General features: G+C 71.7%; 29 protein-coding genes. 17 read left to right on the top strand and 12 right to left on the bottom strand.

Annotated features, from left to right (window positions below; all coding sequences use genetic code 11):
* Positions 1-22 precede the first annotated feature (22 nt).
* Both rpsN and rpmB read right to left on the bottom strand, forming a co-directional pair.
* The gene (gene rpsN / locus IG88_RS0117850; RefSeq protein WP_031041714.1) at positions 23-328 is read right to left on the bottom strand and encodes a 30S ribosomal protein S14; all 306 of its coding nucleotides are present in this window, start codon (positions 326-328) and stop codon (positions 23-25) included.
* The gene (gene rpmB, locus IG88_RS0117845) at positions 328-564 is read right to left on the bottom strand and encodes a 50S ribosomal protein L28 (RefSeq protein WP_031041711.1); all 237 of its coding nucleotides are present in this window, start codon (positions 562-564) and stop codon (positions 328-330) included. Before rpmB ends, rpsN begins: the two co-directional genes overlap by 1 nt.
* Before the next feature lie 72 nt (positions 565-636).
* On the opposite strand from rpmB, the gene rpmG reads away from it, so the two are divergent.
* From rpmG to IG88_RS0117825, 4 genes are all read left to right on the top strand, one after another.
* Complete coding sequence (gene rpmG / locus IG88_RS0117840; RefSeq protein ID WP_030404981.1) at positions 637-801, top strand: 50S ribosomal protein L33; 165 nt, start codon at positions 637-639, stop codon at positions 799-801.
* A gap of 6 nt (positions 802-807) precedes the next feature.
* Entirely contained in the window at positions 808-1,062 is a 255-nt protein-coding gene (locus IG88_RS0117835; RefSeq protein WP_031041708.1) for a type B 50S ribosomal protein L31, read from the top strand.
* Complete coding sequence (locus IG88_RS0117830) at positions 1,059-2,255, top strand: CobW family GTP-binding protein (protein ID WP_031041705.1); 1,197 nt, start codon at positions 1,059-1,061, stop codon at positions 2,253-2,255. Before IG88_RS0117835 ends, IG88_RS0117830 begins: the two co-directional genes overlap by 4 nt.
* 330 nt (positions 2,256-2,585) lie before the next feature.
* Complete coding sequence (locus tag IG88_RS0117825; protein WP_031041702.1) at positions 2,586-2,837, top strand: DUF397 domain-containing protein; 252 nt, start codon at positions 2,586-2,588, stop codon at positions 2,835-2,837.
* Between the two features lie 22 nt (positions 2,838-2,859).
* On the opposite strand, the gene IG88_RS0117820 is transcribed toward IG88_RS0117825, so the two are convergent.
* On the bottom strand, positions 2,860-3,324 hold the full coding sequence (locus IG88_RS0117820; protein ID WP_031041699.1) for an ATP-binding protein: 465 nt from the start codon (positions 3,322-3,324) through the stop codon (positions 2,860-2,862).
* A 378-nt stretch (positions 3,325-3,702) separates the two neighbouring features.
* Between IG88_RS0117820 and IG88_RS0117815 the strand changes: the two genes are divergently transcribed.
* The 5 genes from IG88_RS0117815 (at position 3,703) to IG88_RS0117795 (ending at position 8,587) form a co-directional block, all read left to right on the top strand.
* Positions 3,703-4,527 (top strand): helix-turn-helix domain-containing protein, encoded by an 825-nt coding sequence (locus tag IG88_RS0117815; RefSeq protein ID WP_051851949.1) that lies wholly within the window; start codon positions 3,703-3,705, stop codon positions 4,525-4,527.
* A gap of 77 nt (positions 4,528-4,604) precedes the next feature.
* A complete protein-coding gene (locus IG88_RS0117810; RefSeq protein ID WP_031041693.1) occupies positions 4,605-6,065 on the top strand; it encodes an aldehyde dehydrogenase family protein in 1,461 nt (486 codons plus the stop codon).
* A gap of 62 nt (positions 6,066-6,127) precedes the next feature.
* On the top strand, positions 6,128-6,769 hold the full coding sequence (locus IG88_RS0117805) for a PadR family transcriptional regulator (RefSeq protein WP_031041689.1): 642 nt from the start codon (positions 6,128-6,130) through the stop codon (positions 6,767-6,769).
* A 94-nt stretch (positions 6,770-6,863) separates the two neighbouring features.
* Positions 6,864-7,805, top strand: coding sequence for a daunorubicin resistance protein DrrA family ABC transporter ATP-binding protein (locus tag IG88_RS0117800; protein WP_031041686.1), 942 nt, complete (start codon positions 6,864-6,866; stop codon positions 7,803-7,805).
* A gap of 23 nt (positions 7,806-7,828) precedes the next feature.
* Entirely contained in the window at positions 7,829-8,587 is a 759-nt protein-coding gene (locus tag IG88_RS0117795; protein ID WP_031041683.1) for an ABC transporter permease, read from the top strand.
* Positions 8,588-8,819: 232 nt separating this feature from the next.
* On the opposite strand, the gene IG88_RS0117790 is transcribed toward IG88_RS0117795, so the two are convergent.
* A complete protein-coding gene (locus tag IG88_RS0117790) occupies positions 8,820-10,247 on the bottom strand; it encodes a glutamate decarboxylase (protein WP_031041681.1) in 1,428 nt (475 codons plus the stop codon).
* A gap of 152 nt (positions 10,248-10,399) precedes the next feature.
* Here IG88_RS0117790 and IG88_RS0117785 point away from each other — a divergent pair, with 152 nt between their 5' ends.
* Positions 10,400-11,161, top strand: a complete 762-nt coding sequence (locus tag IG88_RS0117785; RefSeq protein WP_031041678.1) for a MerR family transcriptional regulator — start codon at positions 10,400-10,402, stop codon at positions 11,159-11,161.
* A gap of 21 nt (positions 11,162-11,182) precedes the next feature.
* Here the strand turns inward: IG88_RS0117785 and IG88_RS0117780 are convergent, their stop codons facing one another.
* The gene (locus IG88_RS0117780) at positions 11,183-11,548 is read right to left on the bottom strand and encodes a YbjQ family protein (protein WP_030404993.1); all 366 of its coding nucleotides are present in this window, start codon (positions 11,546-11,548) and stop codon (positions 11,183-11,185) included.
* A gap of 138 nt (positions 11,549-11,686) precedes the next feature.
* On the opposite strand from IG88_RS0117780, the gene IG88_RS0117775 reads away from it, so the two are divergent.
* Complete coding sequence (locus IG88_RS0117775) at positions 11,687-12,625, top strand: DedA family protein (RefSeq protein WP_031041674.1); 939 nt, start codon at positions 11,687-11,689, stop codon at positions 12,623-12,625.
* Positions 12,626-12,632: 7 nt separating this feature from the next.
* Here IG88_RS0117775 and IG88_RS0117770 read toward each other — a convergent pair whose 3' ends face one another.
* Both IG88_RS0117770 and IG88_RS0117765 read right to left on the bottom strand, forming a co-directional pair.
* A complete protein-coding gene (locus IG88_RS0117770) occupies positions 12,633-14,342 on the bottom strand; it encodes a threonine/serine ThrE exporter family protein (RefSeq protein ID WP_031041672.1) in 1,710 nt (569 codons plus the stop codon).
* Between the two features lie 112 nt (positions 14,343-14,454).
* Positions 14,455-14,946, bottom strand: a complete 492-nt coding sequence (locus IG88_RS0117765; RefSeq protein ID WP_030404996.1) for an inorganic diphosphatase — start codon at positions 14,944-14,946, stop codon at positions 14,455-14,457.
* Positions 14,947-15,025: 79 nt separating this feature from the next.
* Here IG88_RS0117765 and dacB point away from each other — a divergent pair, with 79 nt between their 5' ends.
* The 6 genes from dacB to folE all read left to right on the top strand — a co-directional run bounded on the left by dacB (position 15,026) and on the right by folE (position 22,696).
* Positions 15,026-16,621, top strand: a complete 1,596-nt coding sequence (gene dacB / locus IG88_RS0117760; RefSeq protein WP_234332184.1) for a D-alanyl-D-alanine carboxypeptidase/D-alanyl-D-alanine-endopeptidase — start codon at positions 15,026-15,028, stop codon at positions 16,619-16,621.
* 121 nt (positions 16,622-16,742) lie between these two features.
* Complete coding sequence (locus tag IG88_RS0117755; RefSeq protein ID WP_037836109.1) at positions 16,743-17,870, top strand: zinc-dependent metalloprotease; 1,128 nt, start codon at positions 16,743-16,745, stop codon at positions 17,868-17,870.
* Positions 17,871-18,060: 190 nt separating this feature from the next.
* Positions 18,061-19,119 (top strand): tRNA lysidine(34) synthetase TilS, encoded by a 1,059-nt coding sequence (gene tilS, locus IG88_RS0117750; protein ID WP_031041664.1) that lies wholly within the window; start codon positions 18,061-18,063, stop codon positions 19,117-19,119.
* 95 nt (positions 19,120-19,214) lie between these two features.
* Positions 19,215-19,754: a hypoxanthine phosphoribosyltransferase gene (gene hpt, locus IG88_RS0117745; RefSeq protein WP_226027733.1), complete on the top strand. Its 540-nt coding sequence runs from the start codon at positions 19,215-19,217 to the stop codon at positions 19,752-19,754.
* Between the two features lie 192 nt (positions 19,755-19,946).
* A complete protein-coding gene (gene ftsH / locus IG88_RS0117740; RefSeq protein WP_031041659.1) occupies positions 19,947-21,980 on the top strand; it encodes an ATP-dependent zinc metalloprotease FtsH in 2,034 nt (677 codons plus the stop codon).
* A gap of 110 nt (positions 21,981-22,090) precedes the next feature.
* Positions 22,091-22,696: a GTP cyclohydrolase I FolE gene (gene folE, locus IG88_RS0117735; protein WP_031041657.1), complete on the top strand. Its 606-nt coding sequence runs from the start codon at positions 22,091-22,093 to the stop codon at positions 22,694-22,696.
* A 207-nt stretch (positions 22,697-22,903) separates the two neighbouring features.
* On the opposite strand, the gene IG88_RS0117730 is transcribed toward folE, so the two are convergent.
* The 5 genes from IG88_RS0117730 to folP form a co-directional block, all read right to left on the bottom strand.
* Positions 22,904-23,392: a DUF3180 domain-containing protein gene (locus tag IG88_RS0117730; protein WP_031041655.1), complete on the bottom strand. Its 489-nt coding sequence runs from the start codon at positions 23,390-23,392 to the stop codon at positions 22,904-22,906.
* Positions 23,393-23,453: 61 nt separating this feature from the next.
* On the bottom strand, positions 23,454-24,065 hold the full coding sequence (gene folK, locus IG88_RS0117725) for a 2-amino-4-hydroxy-6-hydroxymethyldihydropteridine diphosphokinase (protein WP_031041653.1): 612 nt from the start codon (positions 24,063-24,065) through the stop codon (positions 23,454-23,456).
* Positions 24,062-24,421: a dihydroneopterin aldolase gene (gene folB, locus IG88_RS0117720; RefSeq protein WP_031041651.1), complete on the bottom strand. Its 360-nt coding sequence runs from the start codon at positions 24,419-24,421 to the stop codon at positions 24,062-24,064. Before folB ends, folK begins: the two co-directional genes overlap by 4 nt.
* Before the next feature lie 134 nt (positions 24,422-24,555).
* Entirely contained in the window at positions 24,556-25,071 is a 516-nt protein-coding gene (locus IG88_RS0117715) for a nuclear transport factor 2 family protein (RefSeq protein WP_031041648.1), read from the bottom strand.
* Positions 25,068-25,931 carry a dihydropteroate synthase gene (gene folP / locus IG88_RS0117710; RefSeq protein ID WP_031041647.1) on the bottom strand — a complete coding sequence of 288 codons (864 nt, stop codon included), beginning with the start codon at positions 25,929-25,931 and terminating at the stop codon, positions 25,068-25,070. The genes IG88_RS0117715 and folP overlap by 4 nt, the downstream gene beginning before the upstream one ends.
* Positions 25,932-26,017: the final 86 nt, after the last annotated feature.

Here is a 26,017-nt window from a genome sequence, read left to right as displayed (position 1 = left end):
TCGGCCCCGAACAAGCGGCAAGCTACCAGGACGACTTGCGCACCCCGGGAAGATGCCCGGCGTGCGCCTGCTCCCGCAGGTTCACCCGGGAGAGCCCGAAGTCCCGGAAGTATCCGCGCGGGCGTCCGTCGACCTGGTCGCGGTTGCGCACCCGCGTGGGACTCGCGTCGCGCGGCTGCCTGCGCAGTTCCCGCTGGGCGGCGAGCCGTTCGGCCTCCGTCGACGAGGGGCGGCGGACGATCTCCTTCAGCTCGGCCCGGCGCTCGGCGTGGCGCGCGACGGTCGCCCGCCGCTGCTCGTTCTTCGCGATCTTGCTCTTCTTCGCCATCAGATCCTCACTCCCCGGGCACGGATGCGCGCCACCGCCGCCTCGACGCCGATCGCGTCGAGCGTCCTGATGCCCTTGGCGCTCAGCCGCAGCCGCACGTGCCGGCGCTCGCCGGGCAGCCAGTAGCGCTTCGTCTGGACGTTGGGGTCGAAGCGGCGCGAGGTGCGCCGGTGGGAGTGGGAGACGCGGTTGCCGAAACCGGGCCGGGCCCCGGTCAGCATGCAGTGGGCGGACACGGTGACGTACCTCTCCTCCGGGCCCGAGAGCCCTAACTGTTAATGGAATTCATTTTCAGTAAGATAGCAGGCATGGCACGCAACGAACTCCGACCGGTCGTCAGGCTCAGGTCCACGGCCGGGACCGGCTTCACCTACGTCACCCGCAAGAACCGCCGCAACGACCCGGACCGGCTGGTCCTGCGCAAGTACGACCCGAAGGCCGGCCGGCACGTCGACTTCCGAGAGGAGCGCTGAGACGCCGTGCGCAAGGGAATCCACCCCGACTACCGCCCGGTCGTCTTCCGTGACCGGGCCGCGGGCTACGCCTTCCTCACCCGCTCGACCATGACCGGCGGGTGCACGGTCGAGTGGGAGGACGGCCGCACCCACCCGGTCGTCGACGTCGAGGTCTCCCACGTCAGCCACCCCTTCTGCACCGGCACCGCCCGCGTCCTGGACACCGCCGGGCGCGTGGAGCGCTTCGAGCGCCGGTACGGCAAGGGGGGCGGGGCGTGAGCCGGCCGGAGCCCCGCCACGCGCTGCCGGTGGTGATCGTCGGCGGGCTGCACGCCGACGCGCGCCGGGCGGCCGTGGCACGGCTGCTGGCCGAAGTGCCCGGCAGCGTCGTCCTCCACCACGACCTCGCGACGGCCGCCGCGGGCACCGTCGTACGCACCGTGCGGGACGCCACGGGTGTCCTCCGCGCGGGCGAGGCGCCCCTGGTCGACGACTGCGCGTGCTGCGCCCTGCGCGAGGATCTCGTCCCGGAGCTGGTGCGGCTCGCGGAGGCCGGGGTCACCCCGCTGGCCGTCGTCGAACTGTGGGACTCCGTCGAGCCCAAGGCGATGGCGGAGGTGGTGGCCAACGGCGGCTTCGCCGTGACCGGCGTGATCACCGCCGTCGACCCGGCCCTGGTCCTGCCGTACCTCGGCAACGGCGACGACCTCGCCGAGGGCGGTCTCGCCGCGGCGGCCACCGACCGGCGCACCGTCGCGGACACCTTCGCGCGGCAACTGGAGTACGCCTCCGTCCTCGCCCTCGCCGAGTCCCTCCCCGGCTCGCCGCAGGCGGACGACGAGGACCGCGAGCTGCTCACCCAGCTCCATCCGACCGCCCGCCGGGTCACGGTCGGCGAGGGCGGCCCGGCGGGCTCCCCGGAGGCGTCCCCGCCCTCGGAGCTGGCGCGGGCCGCGCTCGCCGGGTTCGACGTGGAGGCAGCGGCGGCCGCACAGCACCCGGCCTGCGCCCTGCTGCCCGCCGAGGCCGACGCGCACGGTGTCGCCACCCTGGTCTGGCGCCGCCGCCGTCCCTTCCACCCGGAGCGGCTGTACGCCGCGCTCGAGGACCTGACCTGCGCCGCGGCCCGCAGCCGGGGGCGGTTCTGGCTCGCCGGCAAGGGGGACACGCTGCTGCACTGGGACGCCGCGGGCGGTGCCCTGTGCGTGGAGGGCGCGGGGCCGTGGCTCGCCGCGCTTCCGGACGCGGCCTGGGACCTGGTGCCGCCGGTGCGCCGTGCCGCCGCCGCGCTCGACTGGCACCCCGAGCACGGCGACCGCTGTCAGCACCTGGTCTTCACCTCCCCGGGCCTCGACCGCGACGGCCTGGAACGGCTCCTGGACTCCTGCCTGCTGACCGACGCCGAGTACGCCGCGGGGCAGGACGCGTGGGAGCGGCTGCCGCCCGCCTTCGACACGTTCCTGGAGGTCTGAGCGGGAGCGGACGCGGCATCCGCCGGCCGCTCCGCCGTACCTTGCTCACCAGCCACCGCACCGGGGTCCGTCCGTACCGGCCGGGCCCCGGTGCTGTCGTATGTTGTTGCATATTCTTCGAATCCGGGGGCACATGAGGGAACGACTTTCCCGGGCCCGGCGTCGTAGTGGGCAGGGCCCGCCAGGTTGGCCGCCACTGCTGTAACCGCGGGACCACCGCGCGTGCACGTGCATTTGCTCATGCATCTGCACGTGAACAGGGTTATGATCCGGATCAGTTGACCACTGCATCAATGGCCACATCAGCCAGTGCACCCCGGGGAGCGACCTGTGGACCACGACGTGTACGACGTGTACAACGGCATGGCCGCCACGCAGTTGCGCGACGCGGCCTGGCAGAAGAGCCAGCACAGCAACTCGCAGGGTTCGTGCGTGGAGTTCGCGCGCCTGCCCGACGGGGCGGTGGCGGTGCGCAACTCCCGCTTCCCCGACGGTCCCGCCCTCGTCTACACGCGCGCGGAGATCGAGGCCATGCTGCTGGGCGTCAAGGACGGCGAGTTCGACCACCTGATCGCGAGCTGAACCGGCCCCGGCCGGGCCCGCGCTAGACGCGGAACAGCGCCCAGACCACCTTGCCCTGCAGCGTCCCGGCGAGCGGGTGCCAGCCCCAGCCGTCGCTGAAGGAGTCGACGAGGAACAGGCCGCGGCCCGACTCGGCCGAGAAGTCGTCCGTCTCCCGGGCCACCGGGCTCTCGTGGCTGGGGTCGCGCACCGCGCACACCAGCCGCTCGGTCCAGCGCATCAGGTGCAGCCGGACGGGCCCGTGCCGCTCGTCGTGGCGCGGGGCGTCCGCGGGCAGCGCGTGGCGCAGGGCGTTGGTGACGAGTTCCGACACCACCAGGCAGACGTCGTCGAAGCGGTCGCCGGTCTCCCAGCCGTCGAGCGTCCTGCGGGTGAACCGCCGGGCCTCGCGCACCGCTTCGTGGCGGGGCGGCAGGGCGCAGGAGGCGGCGTTCGACACGGCCGCGGGGTCGAGTGGTGGAAGGCCCTGCCGTAACGGCTCGAGCATGGTCGATCCATTCGTCCCCATGCGAGGCACTCCCGGGAGTTCGCGGTCGTAGCGATGCGGCGCGGTGGTGCGGGGACCATGGTTTCGGATGCGTACGACAGATGCAAGGGCAGATGCACGTGCACGTGACCGAATTGGACCTGCCCGTACCGCTTGTTGGCCAATTTTTCCGTCATCTTCGCCCCCTCTTCACCTCCCGCGGCGGCTGATTCCGGTCCGGTGCGTGCAGAATCCCGCACGCTCCCGTTGGCTCGATTCCGTTTCCGTAACCGGACGAGTACTGCTCGAAGTGTTTTAGTGGCAGACTTCGGCCCCTGAACACGGTTGGGGAGGCTGGCGAACGTGAGCGCGGGAGAGCCCGGATCGGTGGTGCGGCGCATGCTGCTCGGATCACAACTCAGGCGACTGCGTGAGACGCGGGGGATCACGCGGGAGGCGGCGGGCTACTCGATCCGCGCCTCCGAGTCGAAGATCAGCCGGATGGAGCTGGGCCGGGTGAGCTTCAAGACCAGGGACGTCGAGGACCTGCTGACGCTGTACGGCATCACGGACGAGCAGGAGCGGGCCTCCCTGCTCTCCCTCGCCAAGGAGGCCAACGTCGCGGGCTGGTGGCACAGTTACTCGGACGTGCTGCCGAGCTGGTTCCCCACCTACGTGGGCCTGGAGGGCGCCGCCTCGCTGATCCGCGTCTACGAGGTGCAGTTCGTGCACGGCCTGCTGCAGACCCCGGAGTACGCCCGCGCGGTCGTCCGGCGCGGCATGAAGGGCGCCGGCGAGGAGGACGTCGAGCGGCGGGTCGCGCTGCGCCTGGAACGGCAGAAGCACCTGGTCGCGGAGAACGCACCCGAGTTCCACATCGTGCTCGACGAAGCGGCCCTGCGGCGTCCCTACGGCGACCGCGAGGTGATGCGCGGCCAGCTCCAGCACCTGATCGAGGTGTCCGAACGCCCCAACGTGCGCCTCCAGGTGATGCCGTTCGGCTTCGGCGGGCACTCCGGCGAGAGCGGCGCGTTCACGATCCTCAGCTTCCCCGAGTCCGACCTCTCGGACGTCGTCTACCTGGAGCAGCTCAGCAGCGCGCTGTACCTGGACAAGCAGGAGGACGTCACCCAGTACGAGCGGGCGCTGAAGGAGCTCCAGCAGGACAGCCCGGGCCCCGACGAGAGCCGGGACGTTCTGCGCGGTCTGCTCCAACTCTCCTGAAACATAAGTACGATGACGCTCCATCAGGCGGTCCGCGCTCGCGGCGGCTGCGGCAGTTGAGGGGATTGAGGGTTCTCATGTCGTCGTACTTCACCGACCTCGCCCAGCAGTACATCGACGGCGAGTGGCGCCAGGGCAGCGGCTCCTGGGACATCATCGACTTCAACCCGTACGACAACGAGAAGCTCGCCTCGATCACCATAGCCACGGTCGACGAGGTCGACGCCGCCTACCGGGCCGCCGAGCGCGCGCAGAAGCAGTGGGGCGCCACCAACCCGTACGCGCGCCGCGCGGTGTTCGAGATGGCGCTGCGCCTGGTGGAGGAGCGCGAGGAGGAGATCAGCGAGGCGATCGTCGCCGAGCTGGGCGGCACCCGCCTCAAGGCCGCCTTCGAACTGCACCTGGCCAAGGAGTTCCTGCGCGAGGCGGTCCACCTGGCGCTGGCCCCCGAGGGCCGCATCATCCCGTCCCCGGCCGACGGCAAGGAGAACCGCGTCTACCGCGTGCCGGTCGGTGTCGTGGGTGTCATCAGCCCCTTCAACTTCCCCTTCCTGCTCTCCCTGAAGTCGGTCGCCCCGGCCCTCGCGCTGGGCAACGGCGTCGTGCTCAAGCCGCACCAGAACACGCCGGTCGTCGGCGGGACCCTGGTCGCGAAGATCCTCGAGGACGCCGGACTGCCGGGCGGCCTGCTCAACGTCGTGGTCACCGACATCGCGGAGATCGGCGACGCCTTCATCGAGCACCCGGTGCCGAAGGTGATCTCCTTCACCGGCTCCGACAAGGTCGGCCGCCACGTGGCCACCGTCTGCGCCGCCCACTTCAAGCGCGCCGTCCTCGAACTGGGCGGCAACAGCGCCCTGGTGGTCCTCGACGACGCCGACGTGGACTACGCGGTCGACGCCGCCGTCTTCAGCCGCTACGTCCACCAGGGCCAGGTCTGCATGGCGGCCAACCGGGTGCTGGTCGACCGCGCGGTGGCCGACGAGTTCACCGAGAAGTTCGTCGCCAAGGTGAAGAGCCTCAAGGCCGGTGACCCGCGCGACCCGTCGACCGTCATCGGTCCGGTGATCAACTCCTCGCAGGCGGACGCCCTCTCCGGCGTCGTCGAGCAGGCGCTCGCCGAGGGCGCGACCGCCCTGGTGCGCGGCACGGTCACGGACAACCTGGTCGAGCCGTCGGTCCTCACCGGCCTGCCCGCCGACTCCGCGCTGCTGCGCCAGGAGGTCTTCGGCCCGGTCGCCTTCCTCGTCCCCTTCGACGGCGAGGAGGAGGCCGTGCGCCTCGTCAACGACACGCCGTACGGGCTGAGCGGCGCCGTGCACACCGGGGACGTCGAGCGCGGCGTCAACTTCGCCAAGCAGATCGACACCGGCATGTTCCACGTGAACGACGGCACCGTGCACGACGAGCCGATCGTTCCCTTCGGCGGCGAGAAGCACTCCGGCGTCGGCCGCCTCAACGGCGACACCATGCTGGACGCCTTCACGACCCAGAAGTGGATTTCGGTGCAGCACGGGCGCAGCGGGTTCCCGTTCTGAGAGTGCCGAGGGCCGCGAGGGCCCCGGCGGGCGGACCGCGGCGCGGGATCTAGGCTGGCCCCATGTCAGCGATCCGTCTCCTCGTGCTCGGCGCGGTCCGCCAGCACGGGCGGGCCCACGGCTACCAGGTGCGTAACGACCTGGAGTACTGGGGCGCGCACGAGTGGTCGAACACCAAACCCGGTTCGATCTACCACGCGCTGAAGCAGATGGCGAAACAGGGGCTGCTCCTCGCACACGAGATCGCCCCGTCCACGGTGGGCGGACCGCCGCGGGTGGAGTACGAGATCACCGAGCGGGGCACCGAGGAGTACTTCGCCCTGCTCCGCGCCTACCTCACCGCCTACGACCAGCGGCCGGACGTGCTCACCGCGGCGCTCGGCTTCATGGTCGACCTCCCGCGCGAGGAGGTCCTCGGGCTCCTGGAGGAGCGGGTGCGGAAGATCGAGGAGTGGCGGGCCGCCGTCACGGAGTACTACCTGCCCGCGGAGGGGCCCGGCCAGTACGGGCACATCGGCGAGATCATGAACTACTGGCTCCACTCGGCCGACTCGGGCGCCGAGTGGACCCGCGGCCTCGTCGAACGCGTCCGGGACGGCGCGTACACCTTCGCCGGCGAGGGAGCCCCGTTCGTCGGCGTACTGGCGGAGGGCGAGGAGAACCCCTTCGCCACGGGGCGGCCGCACGACGGGGACACCCGCTAATCAAGTTTGACCAACCGGAGGGCGGGCATTATCGTCCGCGGAGGTAGTCAAATTTGGCTAGCTTGTGTTCGCAAGCACAGTGGGGGGAGTGACAGTGGCCGACACGGCGATCACCGTCGAAGGCGCACGCAAGAGGTACGGCAGCAAGGACGCGCTGGACGGGCTCGACCTGACCGTCACGCGCGGCACGGTGCACGGCGTGCTGGGCCCGAACGGAGCGGGCAAGACGACCCTGGTCCGCATCCTGTCCACCCTGCTGCGGCCCGACGCGGGCCGCGTCGAGGTGGCGGGTCACGACGTCGTCGCCCAGCCGTACGCGGTTCGGCTGCGCATCGGCCTGCTCGGCCAGCACGCGGCGCTCGACGAGGAACTGGGCGGCCGGCAGAACCTGGAGATGTTCGGCCGTCTCCACCACCTGGGCGCCCGGCGGGCACGCGCGCGTGCCGACGAACTGCTCGCCCGTTTCGGCCTCGGCGACACCGGACGCAAGCCGGTCGGCGCCTACAGCGGCGGCATGCGACGCCGCCTGGACCTGGCCGCGTCCCTCATCACCGAACCGGAGGTGCTCTTCCTCGACGAGCCGACCACCGGCCTCGACCCGCGCGGCCGCGCCGAGGTGTGGAACTCGGTCCGCTCCCTGGTCGGCGGGGGCACGACGGTCCTGCTCACCACCCAGTACCTGGAGGAGGCCGACCAGTTGGCCGACCGCATTTCGGTCGTGGACGCGGGCCGCGTCGTCGCCGACGGCACGGCCGACGAGCTGAAGGCGGCCACCGGCGGCGACCGCGTCGACGTCGTCCTGCGCGACGCCGGCCGACTGGACGCCGCGGTGGCCCTGCTGCCGCTGCCCGGCATCCGCGTCGACGCCGACCGCCGGCTGCTCAGCGCCCCGGTCACCGACCGGATGGCGGCGCTCTCCGGCGTCGTACGGGCGCTGGAGGAGGCCGGCATCGAGGCCGAGGACGTGGCCCTGCGCCGCCCGACCCTGGACGAGGTCTTCCTTCACCTCACCGACCGCACGAAGGAGGCGGCGTGAGCACCACCACCCCCGCGCCCCGCATGTCCCACGCCCTGTCCGACTCCTGGACCATGACCCGCCGCGAGCTGGCCCGCTGGCAGCGTCAGCCGGTGACGGTCGTGGTCGGCCTGGTCTTCCCGGTCATGCTGCTGCTGATGTTCGGCTACCTGGTCGGCGGCGGCCGGGGCGTGAGCGGCGAGTACGTCGACTACCTCGTCCCCGGGATGCTCGCGCTCACCATGGCGTTCGGCCTGGAGGGCACGATGATCGCCGTCACCCGGGACCTCGACAAGGGCGTCGTCGACCGCTTCCGCTCCCTGCCGATGGCCAACGGTGCGGTCCTGGTGGGCCGTTCCGCCGCCGACATGCTCCAGTCGGCGCTCGGCCTCGTCGTGCTGATCGGCGTCGGCTCCGCGCTGGGCTGGCGGGCCCACGGCGGTCCGGGCGCCTTCCTGGGCGCTGTCGGCCTGCTGCTGCTCTTCCGCTTCGCCATGCTGTGGATCGGCATCTTCCTGGCCCTGGTGGCCGGGAAGCCCGAGCTGGTGCAGGCGGTGCAGATCCTGGTCTGGCCGGTCGGCTTCCTCTCCAATGCCTTCGCCACGCCCGACTCGATGCCCGGCTGGCTGGGCACGGTCGTCCAGTGGAACCCGCTGTCCCAGACCGCCACCGCCGTGCGCGACCTGTTCGGCAGCCCCGGCGGCGAGTCCGGCCACGTCTGGGCGGCCCTCGCCTGGCCGCTGGCCCTGCTCGCCGTGTTCTTCCCGCTGGCGGTGGCACGGTTCGCGCGGCTCAGCCGCTGATGCGGGCGGCCCCGGCCATCGGAGCGGGCGTCAGTGCACCGGTGCGGGGCGCCCGGCGGCGAGGCGGGCGGTGAGGCAGCGGGCGGCGCGGTCGAGCGCGGCGTCCGCCTCCTCCGGCCGGCCGTAGTGCTGCTGGAAGACGCGGGGGAGGCCGGGCCCGACTTCGAGCGTGACCTCCGCGCCACCTCCGGAGGCGGGCTCCCACGGCAGCCCGGGCCGGCGCGGACCGCCGTCAGTGGTGGAACCCCGTCGCCGCGCCCTTGTCCCGGGTCAGTGGGTGCGGCTGACGGCGCAGCTCCGGGAGCAGCCGCTCCAGGTCGTCCAGGAGCAGGTCCGCCAGGTCCGCCGAGAAGCCGTTGCGGCACACCACCCGCAGCACGGAGAGGTCCTCGCGGTGCGGCGGGAAGGTGTACGCCGGCACCAGCCAGCCGCCCTCCCGAAGCCGCCGGGACACGTCGAAGACGTCGTACGCCGTCACGTCGTCGGCCGTCGTGAAGGCGAACACCGGCAACTGGTCGCCGCGCGTCAGCAGCCGGAAGTCGCCCAGCGCCGCCACCCGCCGCGCGAGCGAGCCCGCGATGTCCCGCGCGTTCTGCTGCACGGCCCGGTAGCCCTCGCGCCCCAGCCGCAGGAACGTGTAGTACTGCGCCACCACCTGCGCGCCCGGCCGGGAGAAGTTCAGCGCGAAGGTCGGCATGTCCCCGCCCAGGTAGTTCACGCGGAACACCAGCTCCTCGGGGAGCGCCGCCGAGTCCCGCCACAGTGCCCAGCCCACACCCGGGTAGACCAGCCCGTACTTGTGCCCCGAGGTGTTGATCGAGGCGACCCGCGGGAGCCGGAAGTCCCAGACCAGGTCCTCGTCCAGGAACGGCGCGACCATGCCCCCGGAGGCCCCGTCGACGTGCACCGGGACGTCCAGCCCGGTCCGCTCCTGGAGGGCGTCCAGGGCCGCGCACAGGTCGGCGACCGGCTCGTAGGAGCCGTCGAAGGTGGAGCCCATGATGCCGACGACGCCGATGGTGTTCTCGTCGCACAGCTCGGCGGCGGCCTGCGGGTCCAGGTGGAAGCGCTCGCCCTCCAACGGGACCTGCCGGGCCTCCACCTCCCAGAACGTGCAGAACTTCTCCCAGCAGACCTGGACGTTCACCCCCATCACGAGATTGGGCCGCACGTCCTTCGCCGGGTAGCGGTCGGCGTTGCGCAGCGCCCAGCGCCGCTTCAGCGCCATCCCGGCCAGCATGCACGCCTCGCTCGACCCGGTCGTCGAGCAGCCCACGGCCTTCTGCGGGTCGGGCGCGTGCCACAGGCCGGCGAGCATCGCCACGCACCGCCGTTCCAGCTCGGCGGTGCGCGGGTACTCGTCCTTGTCGATCATGTTCTTGTCCCGGCACTCACCCATCAGCACCCCGGCCTGCGGCTCCATCCAGGTGGTCACGAAGGTGGCCAGGTTCAGCCGCGCGTTGCCGTCCAGCATCAGCTCGTCGTGGACCAGCCGGTACGCGGTCTCCGGCGGCAGCGGGGAGTCGGGCAGCCGGTGCGTGGGCGGGGCCTCGGTCATGCCGCCGAGGGGGTCCGCCGTCGCGTAGAAGGGGTTCAGGGCGAGCCGGCGCCGCTTCGGGTCGTCGTCCCGCGGCGGGCGGGGCCCGTGGTGCAGTGGCATACGACCGACGGTAGGACGGGGCCCCGGTCGCCGCACCCGGGGCCGTACCGGCCGGGCGGAGCCGTACCGGTTGGGCGGGGCGGCGCCGGCGGGACTTGCACCTCACGTCACGTGAGGAGGCAGCGTGGACGGCGTCACAGAAGGGAGCGGAAGTGAGCTACTCCGTGGGACAGGTGGCCGGCTTCGCCGGGGTGACGGTGCGCACGCTGCACCACTACGACGACATCGGCCTGCTCGTACCCGGCGGGCGCAGCCACGCGGGCCACCGGCGCTACAGCGACGCCGACCTCGACCGGCTGCAGCAGATCCTGTTCTACCGGGAGCTGGGCTTCCCGCTCGACGAGGTCGCCGCCCTGCTCGACGACCCGGCCGCGGACCCGCGCGCGCACCTGCGCCGCCAGCACGAGCTGCTGACCGCCCGGATCGAGAAGCTGCAGAAGATGGCGGCGGCCGTGGAGCACGCCATGGAGGCACGCAGCATGGGCATCAACCTCACGCCCGAGGAGAAGTTCGAGGTCTTCGGCGACTTCGACCCCGACCAGTACGAGGAGGAGGTCAAGGAGCGCTGGGGCGACACCGACGCCTACCGCCAGTCCAGGGAGAAGACCGACTCCTACACCAAGGAGGACTGGCAGCGCATCCAGGACGAGGCCGACGCGCTCACCCGGCGCTTCGTCGCCCTGATGGACGCGGGCGAGCCCGCCGGCTCCGAGGGGGCCATGGACGCCGCCGAGGACCACCGGCGGGGCATCGCCCGCAACCACTACGACTGCGGGTACGAGATGCACGCCTGCCTGGGCGAGATGTACGTCTCGGACGAACGTTTCACGCGAAACATCGACGCCGCGCGGCCCGGCCTCGCCGCCTACATGCGCGACGCGATCCTCGCCAACGCCGCCCGGCACACCCCCTGACCGGTGGTCGTGGCCCGGGTCTCACTCCCGGGCCACGACCACCGCCGTCCCGTACGCGCACACCTCGGTGCCCACGTCCGCCGCCTCCGTCACGTCGAAGCGGAAGGACAGCACCGCGTTGGCCCCCCGCGCGCGTGCCTGCTCGACCAGCCGCTCCATCGCCTGGTTGCGCGTCTCGACCAGCGTCTTCGTCAGCCCGCGCAGCTCACCGCCGACCAGCGACTTCAGCCCGGCGCCGATCTGGCTCCCCAGGTGCCGGGAACGCACGGTCAGCCCGAAGACCTCCCCGATCACCTCCTGCACCCGGTGGCCCGGCAGGTCGTTGGTCGTCACCACGAGCACGTCGGGCTGCGGGCCCTGGCCGCCGCCGTATTCTTCAATTCCCATGGTCCTCAGGTTTCCCCGGGAAACGTCGCAGTGCACCCCGAGGTACCCCGTGGAACCTGGGACACCGCGGCTGCGTTGTACGTTTGGGCAGCCAGGTCCAGCCCGCATCCCCCCTCCCAGCAGCAGGAGCCACATCCCGTGACCACCCTTGCGCTCGGTCCCGAGTGGATCAGCCCGGACTACCTGATCGAGACGTTCAGTCTGCCGGGCATCCTGCTCATCGTCTTCGCCGAGTCAGGACTCTTCGCGTTCCTGCCCGGCGACTCGCTGCTCTTCACCGCGGGCCTGTTCGTCGCCCAGGGCGAGTTCATCAGCCAGCCGCTGTGGCTGGTGTGCACCCTGATCGTGGCCGCAGCCGTCCTCGGCGACCAGGTCGGCTACACGATCGGCAAGTTCTTCGGGCCCCGGCTCTTCAGCCGCCCCAACTCCAAGCTCTTCAAACAGGAGAACCTGGAGAAGGCGCACGAGTTCATGGACAAGTACGGCCCCAAGGCGATCGTCCTGGCCCGCTTCGTGCCCATCGTGCGCACCTTCGCCCCCATCGTGGCGGGCGCCGGCCGCATGAAGTACCGCACCTTCCTCACGTACAACGTCATCGGCGGCGTCGCCTGGGGCACCGGCGTCACCCTCGCGGGCTACTGGCTCGGCCAGATCGAGTTCATCCGGAGCAACGTCGAGGCGATCCTCGTCCTGATCGTCGTGGTCTCCGTCGTCCCGATCGCCATCGAGTACCTGCGCGAGCGCAAGAAGAAGCAGCGCGCGGCCGAGGCCGCACCGGCACCGGCCCCCGCGGCCGCCCAGCCGCACCAGTCGCCGTACCCGGTCATGGACGACGCCACGACCCGGCTCCGCAGGGTCGACCCGTACGACGAGCCGCAGCAGCCCCGGCAGTACCAGCAGCCGCAGCAGTACGACGGGCCCCAGCAGTACCAGCAGCCCCAGCAGCCGCAGCAGTACGACCGGCCGCAGCAGTACCAGCAGCCCCCGCAGCAGCCGTACGCCCAGCAGTACCCGCGGGGCTACGGCGACCAGCCCCAGCAGTACGGCGACCAGTACCCGTACAACCAGGGCCGCTGACCCCGCGCTAGAAACCCCTCGTCCGCTTGGCAGCCCGGCGTCCCGCCGCACTCGCGGCGCCGGGCACCCTCAGGAACAGCCGCGAGATCTCCCCGCCCAGGTTCACCCCGATCGCGATGGCCATCGCCAGCGCCACCGCGTTGGACAGTGACAGCAGGCCCGCGTCGACCTCGCCCTGCGCGATCCCGAGCAGACCGAAGTACGTCGCCGAACCGGGCAGCAGCGGCCCGATCGCCGCCGTCGTGTACGGCAGCGCCGACGCGAACCGGTAGCGGGACATCAACTGCCCGAACAGGCCCACCAGCCCCGCCGCGGCGGCCGTGGAGGCCACCGGCGAGATGTCGCCCGCGTAGTGCATGGCGCCGTACACGCACCAGGCGATGCCGCCGTTCAGGGTGACCGCCAGCACCGTGGACCGCTCCTGCTGGAGCAGGATCGCGAAGGCCAGCGACAGCAGCATCGAGGCGAAGATCTGCACGAACGGTTCGTCGCCGGTGCCCAGCGCGGCGTCCGGATTGAGCTGGGCGCCGAGCTGGACGCCGAAGTACAGCACCACCAGCACCCCGGCGACGATGCTCACGAAGAAGTACATGACCTCCAGCAGACGCGCTGCGGCGGTGATGTAGAAGCCGGTCAGGCCGTCCTGCACCCCCGCGACCAGCGCCCGCCCGGGCAGCAGCGCGAACAGCCCACCGGTGATGACCGCGGACGCCTTCACGTCGACGTGGGTCACCGTCAGCGCCACGCCCATCGCGGCCGGCGGCATCGCGGCCACCGCGAACTGGTAGAACTCCGGCAGTCCCCGCCCGGCGCACAGCCAAGCCAGCCGGTCGCCGAGCATCGAGCCGAACATCGCCGCGAAGAACACGGTCAGGCCGCCGCCGACGAGCAGCGAGGCGCCACCGGCGAGCAGACCGCTCGCCACGGTCAGGACCCAGGTGGGGTACGGGTGCCGGTTGCGGCGGATCTCCGCGAGGCGCCGGTAGGCCTCCTCCAGCGAGATGTTCGTGTCGGGGTCGCTCAGGTCGTCCACCAGATGGAAGACGGCCGCCAGCCGGGTGTAGTCGGTGCCGCGGCGGCGCACCGTCCGCGACGCGGTCACCGGATCGTCGACCAGCGACGGCTGGTGGGAGATCGACAGCAGGGTGAAGGTGACGTTCGGCTCGCAGCGGTCCAGGCCGTAGGAGCGGCAGACGGCGAACATGGCCGCCTCCACGTCCTCGGCGCCCTCACCGCCCGCCAGCAGCAGCTCCCCGATACGCAGCGTCAGGTCGAGCACGCGCGGGACGGCGGGGCCGGTCTCGTCGTCGTGCTTCTGCGAGGGCTCCGGCGCGGGCCGCTCGGCCACCGGCATGCGCAGCATGGCGCGCATCCGGTCCTGCCAGGGCACGTCCGCCAGGTTGACCGCCGGGAAGCCGCTGGCCGGGGTGAAGGCGGCCGGTGCGGTCCACGCGCTGTGCGTGCTCGGCATGCTGAACGCCGAGCCCTCGGTGTCCGCGGGAGCGGCCGGCGGCGCCTCCAGGCCCTCGGGGAGCGAGAACTCCGAGGTCGTCTCGGACTCGCCGCCGGTGTGCCGCGGGACGGCGAGTCCCTGCGGGATCTCGAACTCGGACGTCGTCGACGACTCGCCGTCGGCCACCGCCGGGACCCCACTGGGCTGCCGGAAGGCACTGCGGGCCTCGTCCGACTGCGGCTTGGGCTCCTCCGCCTCCGTCACCTGCGCAACGCTCCCTGGTACCGACACACCCTCCTGTTGACCTCAGTATGGTCACTCAAACGCGAACGGGCCGCACGCGTGTGCGTGCGGCCCGTTACGGGAAGCCGACTGCTCAGTGGCCGCCCTGGTCCTTGAAGCGCTTGTAGGACCGCTCGATCTCCGCCTCGGCGTCGGCGCGGCCGACCCAGTCGGCGCCCTCGACGGACTTGCCGGGCTCGAGGTCCTTGTAGACCTCGAAGAAGTGCTGGATCTCCAGGCGGTCGAACTCCGACACGTGGTGGATGTCACGCAGGTGCTCCACACGCGGGTCGGTCGAGGGGACGCACAGCAGCTTGTCGTCGCCGCCGGCCTCGTCCGTCATCCGGAACATGCCGATCGCGCGGCAGCGGATGAGGCAGCCCGGGAAGGTCGGCTCGTCCAGGATGACCAGCGCGTCCAGCGGGTCGCCGTCCTCGCCGAGGGTGTTCTCGACGAAGCCGTAGTCGGTCGGGTAGGCGGTCGAGGTGAACAGGCGGCGGTCCAGGCGGATACGACCGGTCTCGTGGTCCACCTCGTACTTGTTCCGCGAACCCTTCGGGATCTCGATCGTGACGTCGAACTCCACCGGACGCTCCTCCATGATCAGCACATAGTTCTGGTGGTTAAGTGTCCCTCACGCAGGCGTGTGATCGCGAAAGGGGCTGGTGACAGTGCCAGAGCTGAGACCGTGGCGGACCGCGGGACCGCATCTGGCGCGGGCCGCCGAAGCCGTACGTCCCCGTCTGACCCGGTTCGCCCGGAGTGCCCGACCGCGGGTCGCGCGCTTCGCACGGGCCACGGCGCCGCAGCTCGCCCGGATCACGCGGCCCGGGACCTGGCAGTACACCGCCGGTGCCGCCACCGCCGGGCTGGCACTGGCCGCCGGTGTGGTGACCGCCGCCGGCCCCTGGGACTCCACGGGTCAGCGTACGGCCGAGCGGGACCGGGCCGCCGCGCTGGAGCGCACGGGTGGCGCAGATCACGGCCGCGGACCCGGGGCCTCCGGTACGGCGTCCGGTTCGCCCCGTCCCGCACCCAGCGCCGGGCCCGTCCTGACCGGCCTGGGCGGCGCCACCACCCCGGGCGGTGTCAGGGCCGCACCCGGCACCGAGAACCTCGCGGACCTCCTCGGCCCCCTGCTGAAGGACGACCCCGCGCTGGGCGAGCACCGCGCGGCGGCCGTCGTCGACCTGACCACCGGCAAGCGCCTGTACGGCCTCGACGCCGACGCCGCCCTCGTCCCCGCCTCCACCACCAAGATCGCCACCGCCGTCGCCGCCCTCACCGCCCTCGGCCCCGACCACCGCCTCACCACCCGCACCGCCCTGGAGGCCGACACCGGCGAACTCGTCCTGGTCGGCGGCGGCGACCCCACTCTCACCGCCCGCGAGGACACCCGGGGCCTCGCCGGCCTGCGTCCCCTCGCCGAGCGGACCGCCGCCGCCCTGAAGAAACGCGACGTGCGCAAGGTGACGCTGTCGTACGACACGACGCTCTACGCCGGCCCGGAACTCCACCCGATCGGAGTCAACGAGAACCTCGCCCCCGTCACCGCCCTGATGGCCGACGAGGGCCGCACCGACGACTCCACCAGCGGCCCCGCCCCGCGCGTGCCCGACCCCGCCGCCGACGCCGCCCGCACCTTCGCGGACCTCCTGAAGCAGCACGGCATCACCGCCTCGCCCCCCGGCCCCTCCAAGGCCACGGCCCGCGCCGCCACCCTCGCCACGGTCTCCTCGCCCCCGCTGTCGGCCCTGGTCGAGCGGATGCTGACCAACAGCGACAACGACCTCGCCGAGGCCCTGGCCCGCCACACCGCCGTGGCGACCGGCGAACGCGCCGACTTCGCCGGGGCCGGCGCGGCCGTCGCCGCCCGCCTCGAACAGCTCGGCCTGCCGGTGCGCGGTGCCCGCTTCCACGACGGGAGCGGCCTGGACCGCACCGACCTGATCACCCCCGGCCTGCTCACCGCCCTGCTGACCGAGGCCGCCGCCCCCGACCGCCCCCGGCTCCGCCCGGTGCTCACGGGCCTGCCCGTCGCCCACTTCACCGGCACCCTGGCCGCCCGCTACACGGACGGCGCAGCGGGCCTCGTCCGCGCCAAGACCGGCACCCTCACCGGCGTCAACACCCTCGCCGGCACGGTCACCACGCCCGACGGCCGCCTCCTGGGCTTCGCCTTCCTGACCAACGACACGACGGACCCGTGGGCGGCGCAGTCGGCTCTGGACGGGGCGGCGACGGCGTTGGCGCTTCCGTGACCGCGGGCCGTCGCGGGTGGCGCGGCCGGCACCCCGCCGGCGCCGGGCCGCGCACCCACCGCGCCCGCACAGGCCCCCGCACGACTGCCCTCCGGCGGCGGCGCTCCCGTACCGTTGACCCATGACGAGCATCGGCGCACAATCCGGCATGGTCGACTGGAACCTCGCGGTGGCGACCGCGACCCGGCTCGTACGTCCGGGCCCCGAGGTGAGCCGCGACGAGGCCAGGGCCGTCGTCGCGGAACTCCGCCGCCATGCCGAGTCCGCGGAGGCGCACGTCCGTGGTTTCACCCGGATGGGCACCGAGGAGACCCACGACACCCCCCTCCTGGTGGTCGACCGGCCCGGCTGGGTCCGGGTCAACGTCGCCGGCTTCCGGGAACTGCTCAAACCCCTGCTGGAGAAGATGCAGGAGCGGCGCGGCAGCGGCCCGGGCAACGCGGTCCTCGGCGCCGTCGGCGGCAAGGTCACCGGCGTGGAGCTGGGGATGCTGCTGTCGTTCCTGTCCTCCCGTGTCCTCGGCCAGTACGAGACGTTCGCCCCGGCCACCCGCGAACTCCCCGCGGGCGCGAACGGCGGCGGGCGGCTGCTCCTGGTCGCGCCCAACATCGTGCACGTGGAGCGCGAACTCGACGTCCAGCCCCACGACTTCCGCCTGTGGGTCACCCTGCACGAGGAGACCCACCGCACGCAGTTCACCGCCGTGCCCTGGCTGCGCGACCACATCGAGGGCGAAATCCAGTCGTTCCTCGCCGAGACCGACGTCGACCCCATGACCGTGCTCGAACGGATCCGCGAGGCCGCCCAGTCCCTCGCCGGAGGCCGCCCCGACGCGGAGGAGGACGACGGCGGCCGCTCGCTCGTCGAACTGGTGCAGACCCCGGCCCAGCGCGAGGTGCTCGGCCGCATCACCGCCGTGATGTCCCTCCTGGAGGGCCACGCCGACTACGTGATGGACGGCGTGGGGCCGGAGGTCGTGCCGAGCGTCGAGGAGATCCGCGAGAAGTTCCAGCAGCGTCGCGCCAAGGGCGCCTCCCGCCTCGACCTGGCGCTGCGCAGGCTGCTCGGCCTCGATGCCAAGCTCCGCCAGTACCGGGACGGCGAACGCTTCGTACGGGCCGTCGTCGACGAGTGCGGCATGGACGGCTTCAACCGCGTCTGGACCTCGCCCAACACGCTCCCCACCAAGTCGGAGATCGCCAAACCGGCGGACTGGATCGCGCGGGTGCACCGCAAGCCGGAGGCGTGAGCGGCGCGTGCGGGCGTGCACGATTCCGGCCGACGGCAGACGAACGACCCTCCAATCACCCGTCCGAGGGACCGTGAGCCTTCGGCAGGCGTGCGATGCTCGGGGAACGGCCCGTTTCTGTCACCATCTACACACTCTGCGTGACCGAACCTCGGGCTCACCCCCGACAACTTCATGAAGGGCACCGGACATGGGTCCCCATCCTGCGGTCGCGGCGATACGCCTGGCGGTCCGCCGCGTCCTCCACGACATCCTCACCGAACTGAACACCCCGGCCGGCGTTCCCGCCACGACGGCCGCCGGACGCCCGCCCGAGGGCGCGTCCGCACTCCCCGACTCCCCGCTCGTCCTCGTGGCCTGCTCCGGCGGCGCCGACTCCATGGCGCTCGCCTCCGCCCTCGCCTTCGAGGCGCCCCGGCTCGGCATCCGCGCCGGCGGCGTCACCGTCGACCACGGCCTGCAGCACGGCTCCGACCTGCGCGCGGAAGAGGTCGTCCTGCGTCTGCGCGCACTCGGCCTCGACCCCGTGGAGGCCACCGCCGTCACCGTCGGCCGCGAGGGCGGCCCGGAAGCCGCCGCCCGCGACGCACGCTACGCGGCGCTGGACGCGGCCGCCGCCCGGCACGGCGCCGCCGCCGTGCTGCTCGGCCACACCCGCGACGACCAGGCCGAGACCGTCCTGCTGGGCCTCGCCCGCGGCTCCGGAATCCGCTCCCTGTCGGGCATGGCCGCGGTCTCGGGGGCCGGCGGCCGTTACCGGCGCCCCTTCCTCCAGGTCGACCGCCAGACCGCCCGCAAGGCCTGCATGGTCCAGTCCCTCCCCGTCTGGGACGACCCCCACAACGCCGACCCCGCCTACACCCGCTCCCGGCTGCGCCACGAGGGCCTGCCCGCCCTGGAGAAGGCCCTCGGCAAGGGCGTCGTCGAGGCCCTCGCCCGTACGGCCCAGCTCTCCCGGGACGACGCCGACGCCCTCGACACCTGGGCCCGCCAGGCCGAGGCCGGCGTCCGCGACGCCACCGGCGGACTGGAGTGCGCCAAGCTGTACGCCCTGCCGCCCGCCGTACGCCGCCGGATCCTGCGCCGCGCCGCCCTGGAGGCCGGCGCCCCCGGCGGTGCCCTGTTCGCCCGGCACATCGAGGAAGTCGACCGGCTGATCACCGGCTGGCGCGGCCAGGGGGCCATCAACCTCCCCGGCAAAGTCGTCGCCCGGCGGCAGGGTGGCAGACTGGTGATCCGGCAAGGCTGAATCCGGACCCTCCCACCGATCCGCGCACGGATCGCCGGGACGTTCCGGAGTGGCCGGTGGGACGACCGAAAGTGATGCGGGTGGACGCGAACGACATGGGTGCCGACCTCGAGAAGGTACTCATCACCAAGGAAGAGATCGACGCGAAGCTGGCCGAGCTGGCCGCGAAGATCGACGCGGAGTACGCGGGCAAGGACCTGCTCATCGTCGGCGTGCTCAAGGGCGCCGTGATGGTCATGGCCGACCTGGCGCGCACGCTGTCCACCCCCGTCACGATGGACTGGATGGCGGTGTCCTCGTACGGCGCGGGCACCCAGTCCTCCGGTGTGGTGCGGATCCTCAAGGACCTCGACACGGACATCAAGGGCCGCCACGTCCTCATCGTCGAGGACATCATCGACTCCGGCCTGACCCTGTCCTGGCTGATCTCCAACCTCGGCTCGCGCGAGCCCGCCTCCCTCAAGGTGTGCACGCTGCTGCGCAAGCCCGACGCCGCGAAGGTCGCCATCGACGTGGAATGGGTCGGCTTCGACATCCCCAACGAGTTCGTCGTGGGCTACGGGCTCGACTACGCCGAGAAGTACCGCAATCTCCCGTTCGTCGGTACGCTCGCGCCCCACGTGTACGGCGGCTGACGCTCCCGCAGCGCGTCCGGCGGCGTTTCGGCGGGCCACGGGAACCCCTGGGGCCCCCGCACCGTTGGAGGATGCAGACGGGACGTCGGCCCGCCCGTGCGGCTGAGGGCCGCCACGCTGGGGTACCGTCAGAAGAACTGTCTTATCAAACTCACTATGGCAGGAGGGACGGGGCGACACCGCTCCGTGTGGATGGACGTGAAGCGATACTTCCGTGGGCCAATCATGTGGATCGTGCTGGCCGTCCTTGCCGTGGTCGTGTTGATGCAGGTCGTGGGCTCGTCCGGCGGCTACAAGACGGTGGACACCGGCCAGGTCGTCCAGGCGATCAACGACAACAGGGTCGAGTCGGCCAAGCTGACCACCGGTGACGAGCAGAACATCAAGGTTCAGCTCAAGGACGGCCAGAAGGTCGAAGGCAGCTCGAAGATCCAGGCGAGCTACATCGGCGACCAGGGCGTGACCCTGGCCAACACCCTTCAGAACAAGTACCAGGACAAGCAGATCCCCGACGGCTACACGGTCTCGCCGTCGAAGCAGAACCCGTTCGTCGGGCTGCTGATCACCCTGCTTCCCTTCGTCCTCATCGTGGTCATCTTCCTGTTCCTGATGAACCAGATGCAGGGCGGCGGCTCCCGGGTCATGAACTTCGGCAAGTCCAAGGCGAAGCTCATCACCAAGGACACCCCGAAGACCACGTTCGCCGACGTCGCCGGGTCCGAGGAGGCCGTCGAGGAGCTCCACGAGATCAAGGAGTTCCTGCAGGAGCCGGCCAAGTTCCAGGCCGTCGGCGCCAAGATCCCCAAGGGTGTGCTGCTGTACGGCCCGCCCGGTACCGGCAAGACCCTGCTCGCGCGCGCCGTCGCGGGCGAGGCGGGCGTGCCGTTCTACTCGATCTCCGGTTCCGACTTCGTCGAGATGTTCGTCGGTGTCGGTGCCTCCCGGGTGCGTGACCTGTTCGAGCAGGCCAAGGCGAACGCCCCGGCCATCGTCTTCGTAGACGAGATCGACGCGGTCGGCCGTCACCGCGGCGCCGGCCTGGGCGGCGGTCACGACGAGCGCGAGCAGACCCTGAACCAGCTCCTCGTCGAGATGGACGGCTTCGACGTCAAGGGCGGCGTGATCCTCATCGCCGCGACGAACCGCCCCGACATCCTCGACCCCGCGCTGCTGCGTCCCGGCCGCTTCGACCGGCAGGTCGCCGTCGACCGCCCCGACATGCAGGGCCGGCTGGAGATCCTCAAGGTCCACCAGAAGGGCAAGCCGGTCGCGCCCGACGTCGACCTGTCGGCCGTCGCCCGCCGCACCCCCGGCATGACCGGCGCCGACCTGGCCAACGTCCTGAACGAGGCCGCGCTGCTGACGGCCCGCAGCGACCAGAAGCTGATCGACAACCACATGCTGGACGAGGCGATCGACCGCGTGGTCGCGGGCCCGCAGAAGCGGACCCGGATCATGTCGGACAAGGAGAAGAAGATCACCGCGTACCACGAGGGCGGACACGCCCTGGTCGCGGCGGCCTCCCCGAACTCCGACCCGGTCCACAAGATCACGATCCTGTCCCGGGGCCGGGCCCTCGGCTACACGATGGTGCTCCCGGACGAGGACAAGTACTCGACCACGCGCAACGAGATGCTCGACCAGCTCGCCTACATGCTGGGCGGCCGCGCGGCCGAGGAGCTGGTCTTCCACGACCCGACGACGGGTGCGGCCAACGACATCGAGAAGGCCACCGGCCTGGCCCGTGCGATGGTCACCCAGTACGGCATGACCGAGCGCCTCGGCGCGATCAAGTTCGGCGGCGACAACAGCGAGCCGTTCCTCGGGCGTGAGATGGCCCACCAGCGCGACTACTCGGAAGAGGTCGCCGCGCTGGTCGACGAGGAGGTCAAGAAGCTCATCGAGACGGCGCACAACGAGGCCTGGGAGATCCTGGTCGAGAACCGCGACGTCCTCGACAACCTCGTCCTCGCGCTGCTGGAGAAGGAGACGCTGGGCAAGGAGGAGATCGCCGAGATCTTCTCCCAGATCGTCAAGCGCCCCTCCCGGCCCGCCTGGACCGGCTCCTCCCGCCGTACGCCCTCGACCCGTCCGCCGGTGCTCTCCCCGAAGGAGCTGGCCCTGACGAACGGCGCGAACGGCACGGCGGCGGCGATCTCCACCACCAAGAGCAGCCCGGCCGACCCGGCACCGGAACGCTCCCCGGAGGACCGCCCCGAGAGCTGATCCCGGTCGCTCCCGGCCCGGAATGTATGCCGCACCCCCCAGGTTCTAGCCTTGGGGGGTGCGGCATTTCGGTATGCCGTTCGCAGGACGGATCAGGAACGAGGCATCAGATGACCGACCCCGTGACGCTGGACGGCGAGGGCCAGATCGGCGAGTTCGACGAGAAGCGGGCCGAGAACGCCGTACGCGAGCTGCTGATCGCGGTCGGAGAGGACCCGGACCGCGAGGGCCTGCGGGAGACGCCGGCACGCGTGGCGCGGGCGTACCGGGAGCTTCTGGCAGGGCATACGCAGGAGCCCGAGGATGTGCTGACGACGACGTTCGACATCGGGCACGACGAGATGGTTCTGGTGAAGGACATCGAAATCGTCAGTTTGTGCGAGCATCACATGCTGCCGTTCCACGGTGTGGCCCACATCGGATACATTCCGGCGGAGAACGGCAAGATCACCGGCTTGTCGAAGCTGGCGCGGCTGGTTGAGGTGTTCGCGCGTCGCCTGCAGGTGCAGGAACGTCTCACCACGCAGGTCGCCGACTCGCTCATGCGGATCCTCGAGGCCCGGGGCGTGATCGTCGTCATCGAGGCCGAGCACATGTGCATGTCGGTACGCGGGGTTCGTAAGCCGGGCGCCAAGACCACGACGTCGGCAGTGCGGGGTCAGCTCCGGGACGCTACGACCAGGGCCGAGGCCATGAGCCTGATACTGGCGCGCTGACCCGATCGTCGGCGGTACCCGATACCGTCCTTGATCGGCGGGATGATCGCTGGTCAAGGGGGTGACGGTGGGGGTACGGGCTGCCCAGCAGGCAGACCGTGAACGCGGTTGCCAGCCGTACACCCTCTACAGCTACCGACTCGATCCTCACCCCAGGGTTCCTCGGCAGCGGTCACCTGGCTCGGCAGCCCTGGTGAGTCGGGTGCGTCAGGCCGCTGTGGCCGCGCCCGGGTGGTCGTCGTCCTCGTCCTCCGGGAGTTTGCAGACGCGTTCCATGAAGAGGGCGGCCGCTATGACGGCGATGCCCGCCACGACCGAGGCGCCGGCGTAGATGGCCTGGTCGCGCCGGGCCGGGATGTCGAGGTGGCTCAGGAGGAAGACGCCCACGCCGCCGTACATCCCGGCGACGAGGGCGGCCACCAGGGCGCTGGCCTGGCCGAAGACGACCGCGCGGGCCGCCATCATCGGGTCGACGCCCTTGGCGCCGGGGACCCGCTCCCGCTGGGCCTTGAGGCGGGCGCGGATCGAGAGCGCGGTGGCCAGCAGGATCGCCGCGATCAGGGCGAGGACGACGGGGGCGGCCAGGGGGACGCTCGGGAGGGTGCCGACGGAGTCCCACAGGCGGGCCGCGGCCCAGGACAGCACCCCCGCGACGACGAACACGCCGGCCAGCACCCTGATGCGCAGCTCTTTCACGGTGTCCCGGTGTCCCTTCGCTTCCCCTGCGTGACCGTCCTGGCCTCGTCGACCTTAACGACTACTCGGGCAGCCGGAGTTCCAGGTCGGCGCGGGGCGCGACGCCGTCGCGGGTGACCTGGGCCAGGAGGTCGGCGACCCTGCCCTGCCCCGGCAGGGTCGCCCCGGGGTCCACGTCCAGCCAGGGGGCCAGGACGAAGGCGCGCTCGTGGGCGCGCGGGTGGGGGAGGGTGAGCTGCGGGTCCTCGGAGACGACCTCGGCGTACGACACGATGTCGACGTCCAGGGTGCGCGGGCCCCAGCGCTCGTCGCGGACCCGGTGGAAGGCCTCCTCCACCGCGTGCGCCCGCTCCAGGAGCGAGGACGGGGGCAGGGTCGTCTTCACGATCACGACGGCGTTGAAGTAGGAAGGCTGGCTGTCGGGTGCGACGCCCCACGGCTCGGTCTCGTAGACCGGCGAGACCCCTTTGACGCGCACGCCCGGGGTGTCCTCCAGGGCGTCGATGGCGCCCTGGAGGGTCTCCAGGCGGTTGCCCAGGTTGGCGCCGAGGGCGATCACCGCGCGTTTGGGGTTGGACAGGGTGGTGTCCGCGGCGTCGACCTGCTCGATGACGGAGGCGGGCACGGGCTGTACGGTCGGGTCGCTCGGACCCTCGGTGAAGGGGGCGCTCATACACGGCTCCGGATGATGGTGACGGTCACGTCGTCGAAGGGGACGGTGATCGGTGCGTCCGGCTTGTGGACGCAGACCTCGACCTCCTCGACCCCTTCGTGCTTCAGACAGACCTGGGCGATGCGCTCGGCGAGCGTCTCGACGAGGTCGACGGGCTCGCCTTCGACGACGGCCACGACCTCCTCGGCCACGACGCCGTAGTGCACGGTCTTCGCCAGGTCGTCGTCGGCGGCGGCCGGGCGGGTGTCCAGGCCAAGGACGATGTCCACGAGGAAGGTCTGGCCGTCCTCGCGCTCCTTGGGGAGCACACCGTGGTGTCCACGGGCCTTCAGGCCGCGCAGCGCGACACGATCCACGCGAATCACTCCTGCAGTCGTCGGTCTCGGCCGGTCGTTTCCACGTGCGGGTGGTACGGCGGCCCCAGTCGAATCTACCTGTGGGGACCGACAGGGCCGGGCCGCGGGGGTGCCGGGCGGGGCGGTGCGGGTGGTCAGGGGAGGCGGTCAGGGGGTGATTCCTCGGGGTCCTCGTCGTCGGTTTCGGCGAGCACGGGGGAGGCGTGGTGGGACCAGAGCTTCCAGCCGGCCGGGGTGCGCCGGAAGGTGTTGGTGGCGACCACGAGCTGTCCCACGAGCGGGCCGAGTTCCTCGTCGCCGTCGGGGGCGGGGCCGCCACTGAGGATGTTCTCGGTGCAGGTGACCAGGGCGGTGTCGCCGGTGACGGAGACGTGGACGTCGGTCAGGAAGAACTGGATGTAGTCCGTGTTCGCCATGATCAGGGCGTACGAGCGCAGCACCTCGCCGCGGCCGGTCAGCACCGGCCAGCCCGGATGCACGCAGGAGACGACGCCGGCGTCGGCCGGGTCGTGGTACGACTCGTCGATCCCCAGGTCGGAAGGGGTGAGCCAGAACTCGGAGACCTTCTCGAAGTCGCCCTCCTCCAGTGCCTCGTAGTAGGCGGTGTTCGCGGCCTCGACCTGTTCGACGTCGAGGTGCGGCGCGTTCACCGGGCGCCTTCGACGGCTCGGGCGACGCGTACGGCGTCGGCGGTGGCGCGGACCTCGTGGACGCGTACGGCCCATGCGCCGGCGTGCGCCGCGAGCGCGGAGACCGCGGCGGTGGCGGCGTCGCGCTCCCGCGCGGGGGGCGGGGTGGCCTCGGGGCCGGCCAGGACCCGGCCGAGGAACCGTTTGCGGGAGGCGGCGACGAGGAGGGGGTGACCCAGGGCGAGGAGACGGTCGAGGTGGGCCAGGAGGACGAGGTCGTGCTCGGCGTCCTTGGAGAAGCCGAGGCCGGGGTCGACGACGATGCGGTCGGGGGCGACGCCGGAGTCCAGGACGGCCTCCACGCGTGCGTGCAGTTCCTCGACGACCTCGGTGACGACGTCGGTGTAGGTGCCCCTGACGTTGCCGCCCTCCAGGAGGCCGCGCCAGTGCATGACGACGAACGGGGCGCCGGAGTCGGCCACGACCGGGAGCATGCGGGGGTCGGCGAGGCCGCCGCTGACGTCGTTGACCAGGGCGGCGCCGGCGGCGAGTGCCTGCTCGGCGACGGAGGCGCGCATGGTGTCGACGGAGATCGTGACACCCTCGGACGCGAGGCCGCGGACGACCGGGACGACGCGCCTGAGTTCCTCGTCCTCGTCGACTCGGGTCGCTCCGGGGCGGGTGGACTCGCCGCCCACGTCCACCAGGTCGGCTCCCTCGGCGACCAGGTCGAGGCCGTGCTTGATGGCGGCCGTGGTGTCGAAGAAGCGGCCGCCGTCGGAGAAGGAGTCGGGGGTCACGTTGACGACGCCCATGACCGCGCAGCGGTCCCAGGCGGTCAGTCCGGCGAGAGGGCGGCGGCGGCCGGTCTGCTTGCTCATGTGTTCAGCGTAGGTGGTGGGCGGGGGGTGCGGTGCGGGTGCCTGCGGCGCCTGCGGGGTTCGGTGGGGGTGCGGGGTGCCTGCGG

This window comes from Streptomyces sp. NRRL F-5650 (assembly GCF_000721365.1).
Lineage (GTDB): Bacteria > Actinomycetota > Actinomycetes > Streptomycetales > Streptomycetaceae > Streptomyces > Streptomyces ardesiacus.
Note: the sequence above shows the minus strand (reverse complement) of the source record. Positions and strands in the feature narration are given on the sequence as shown.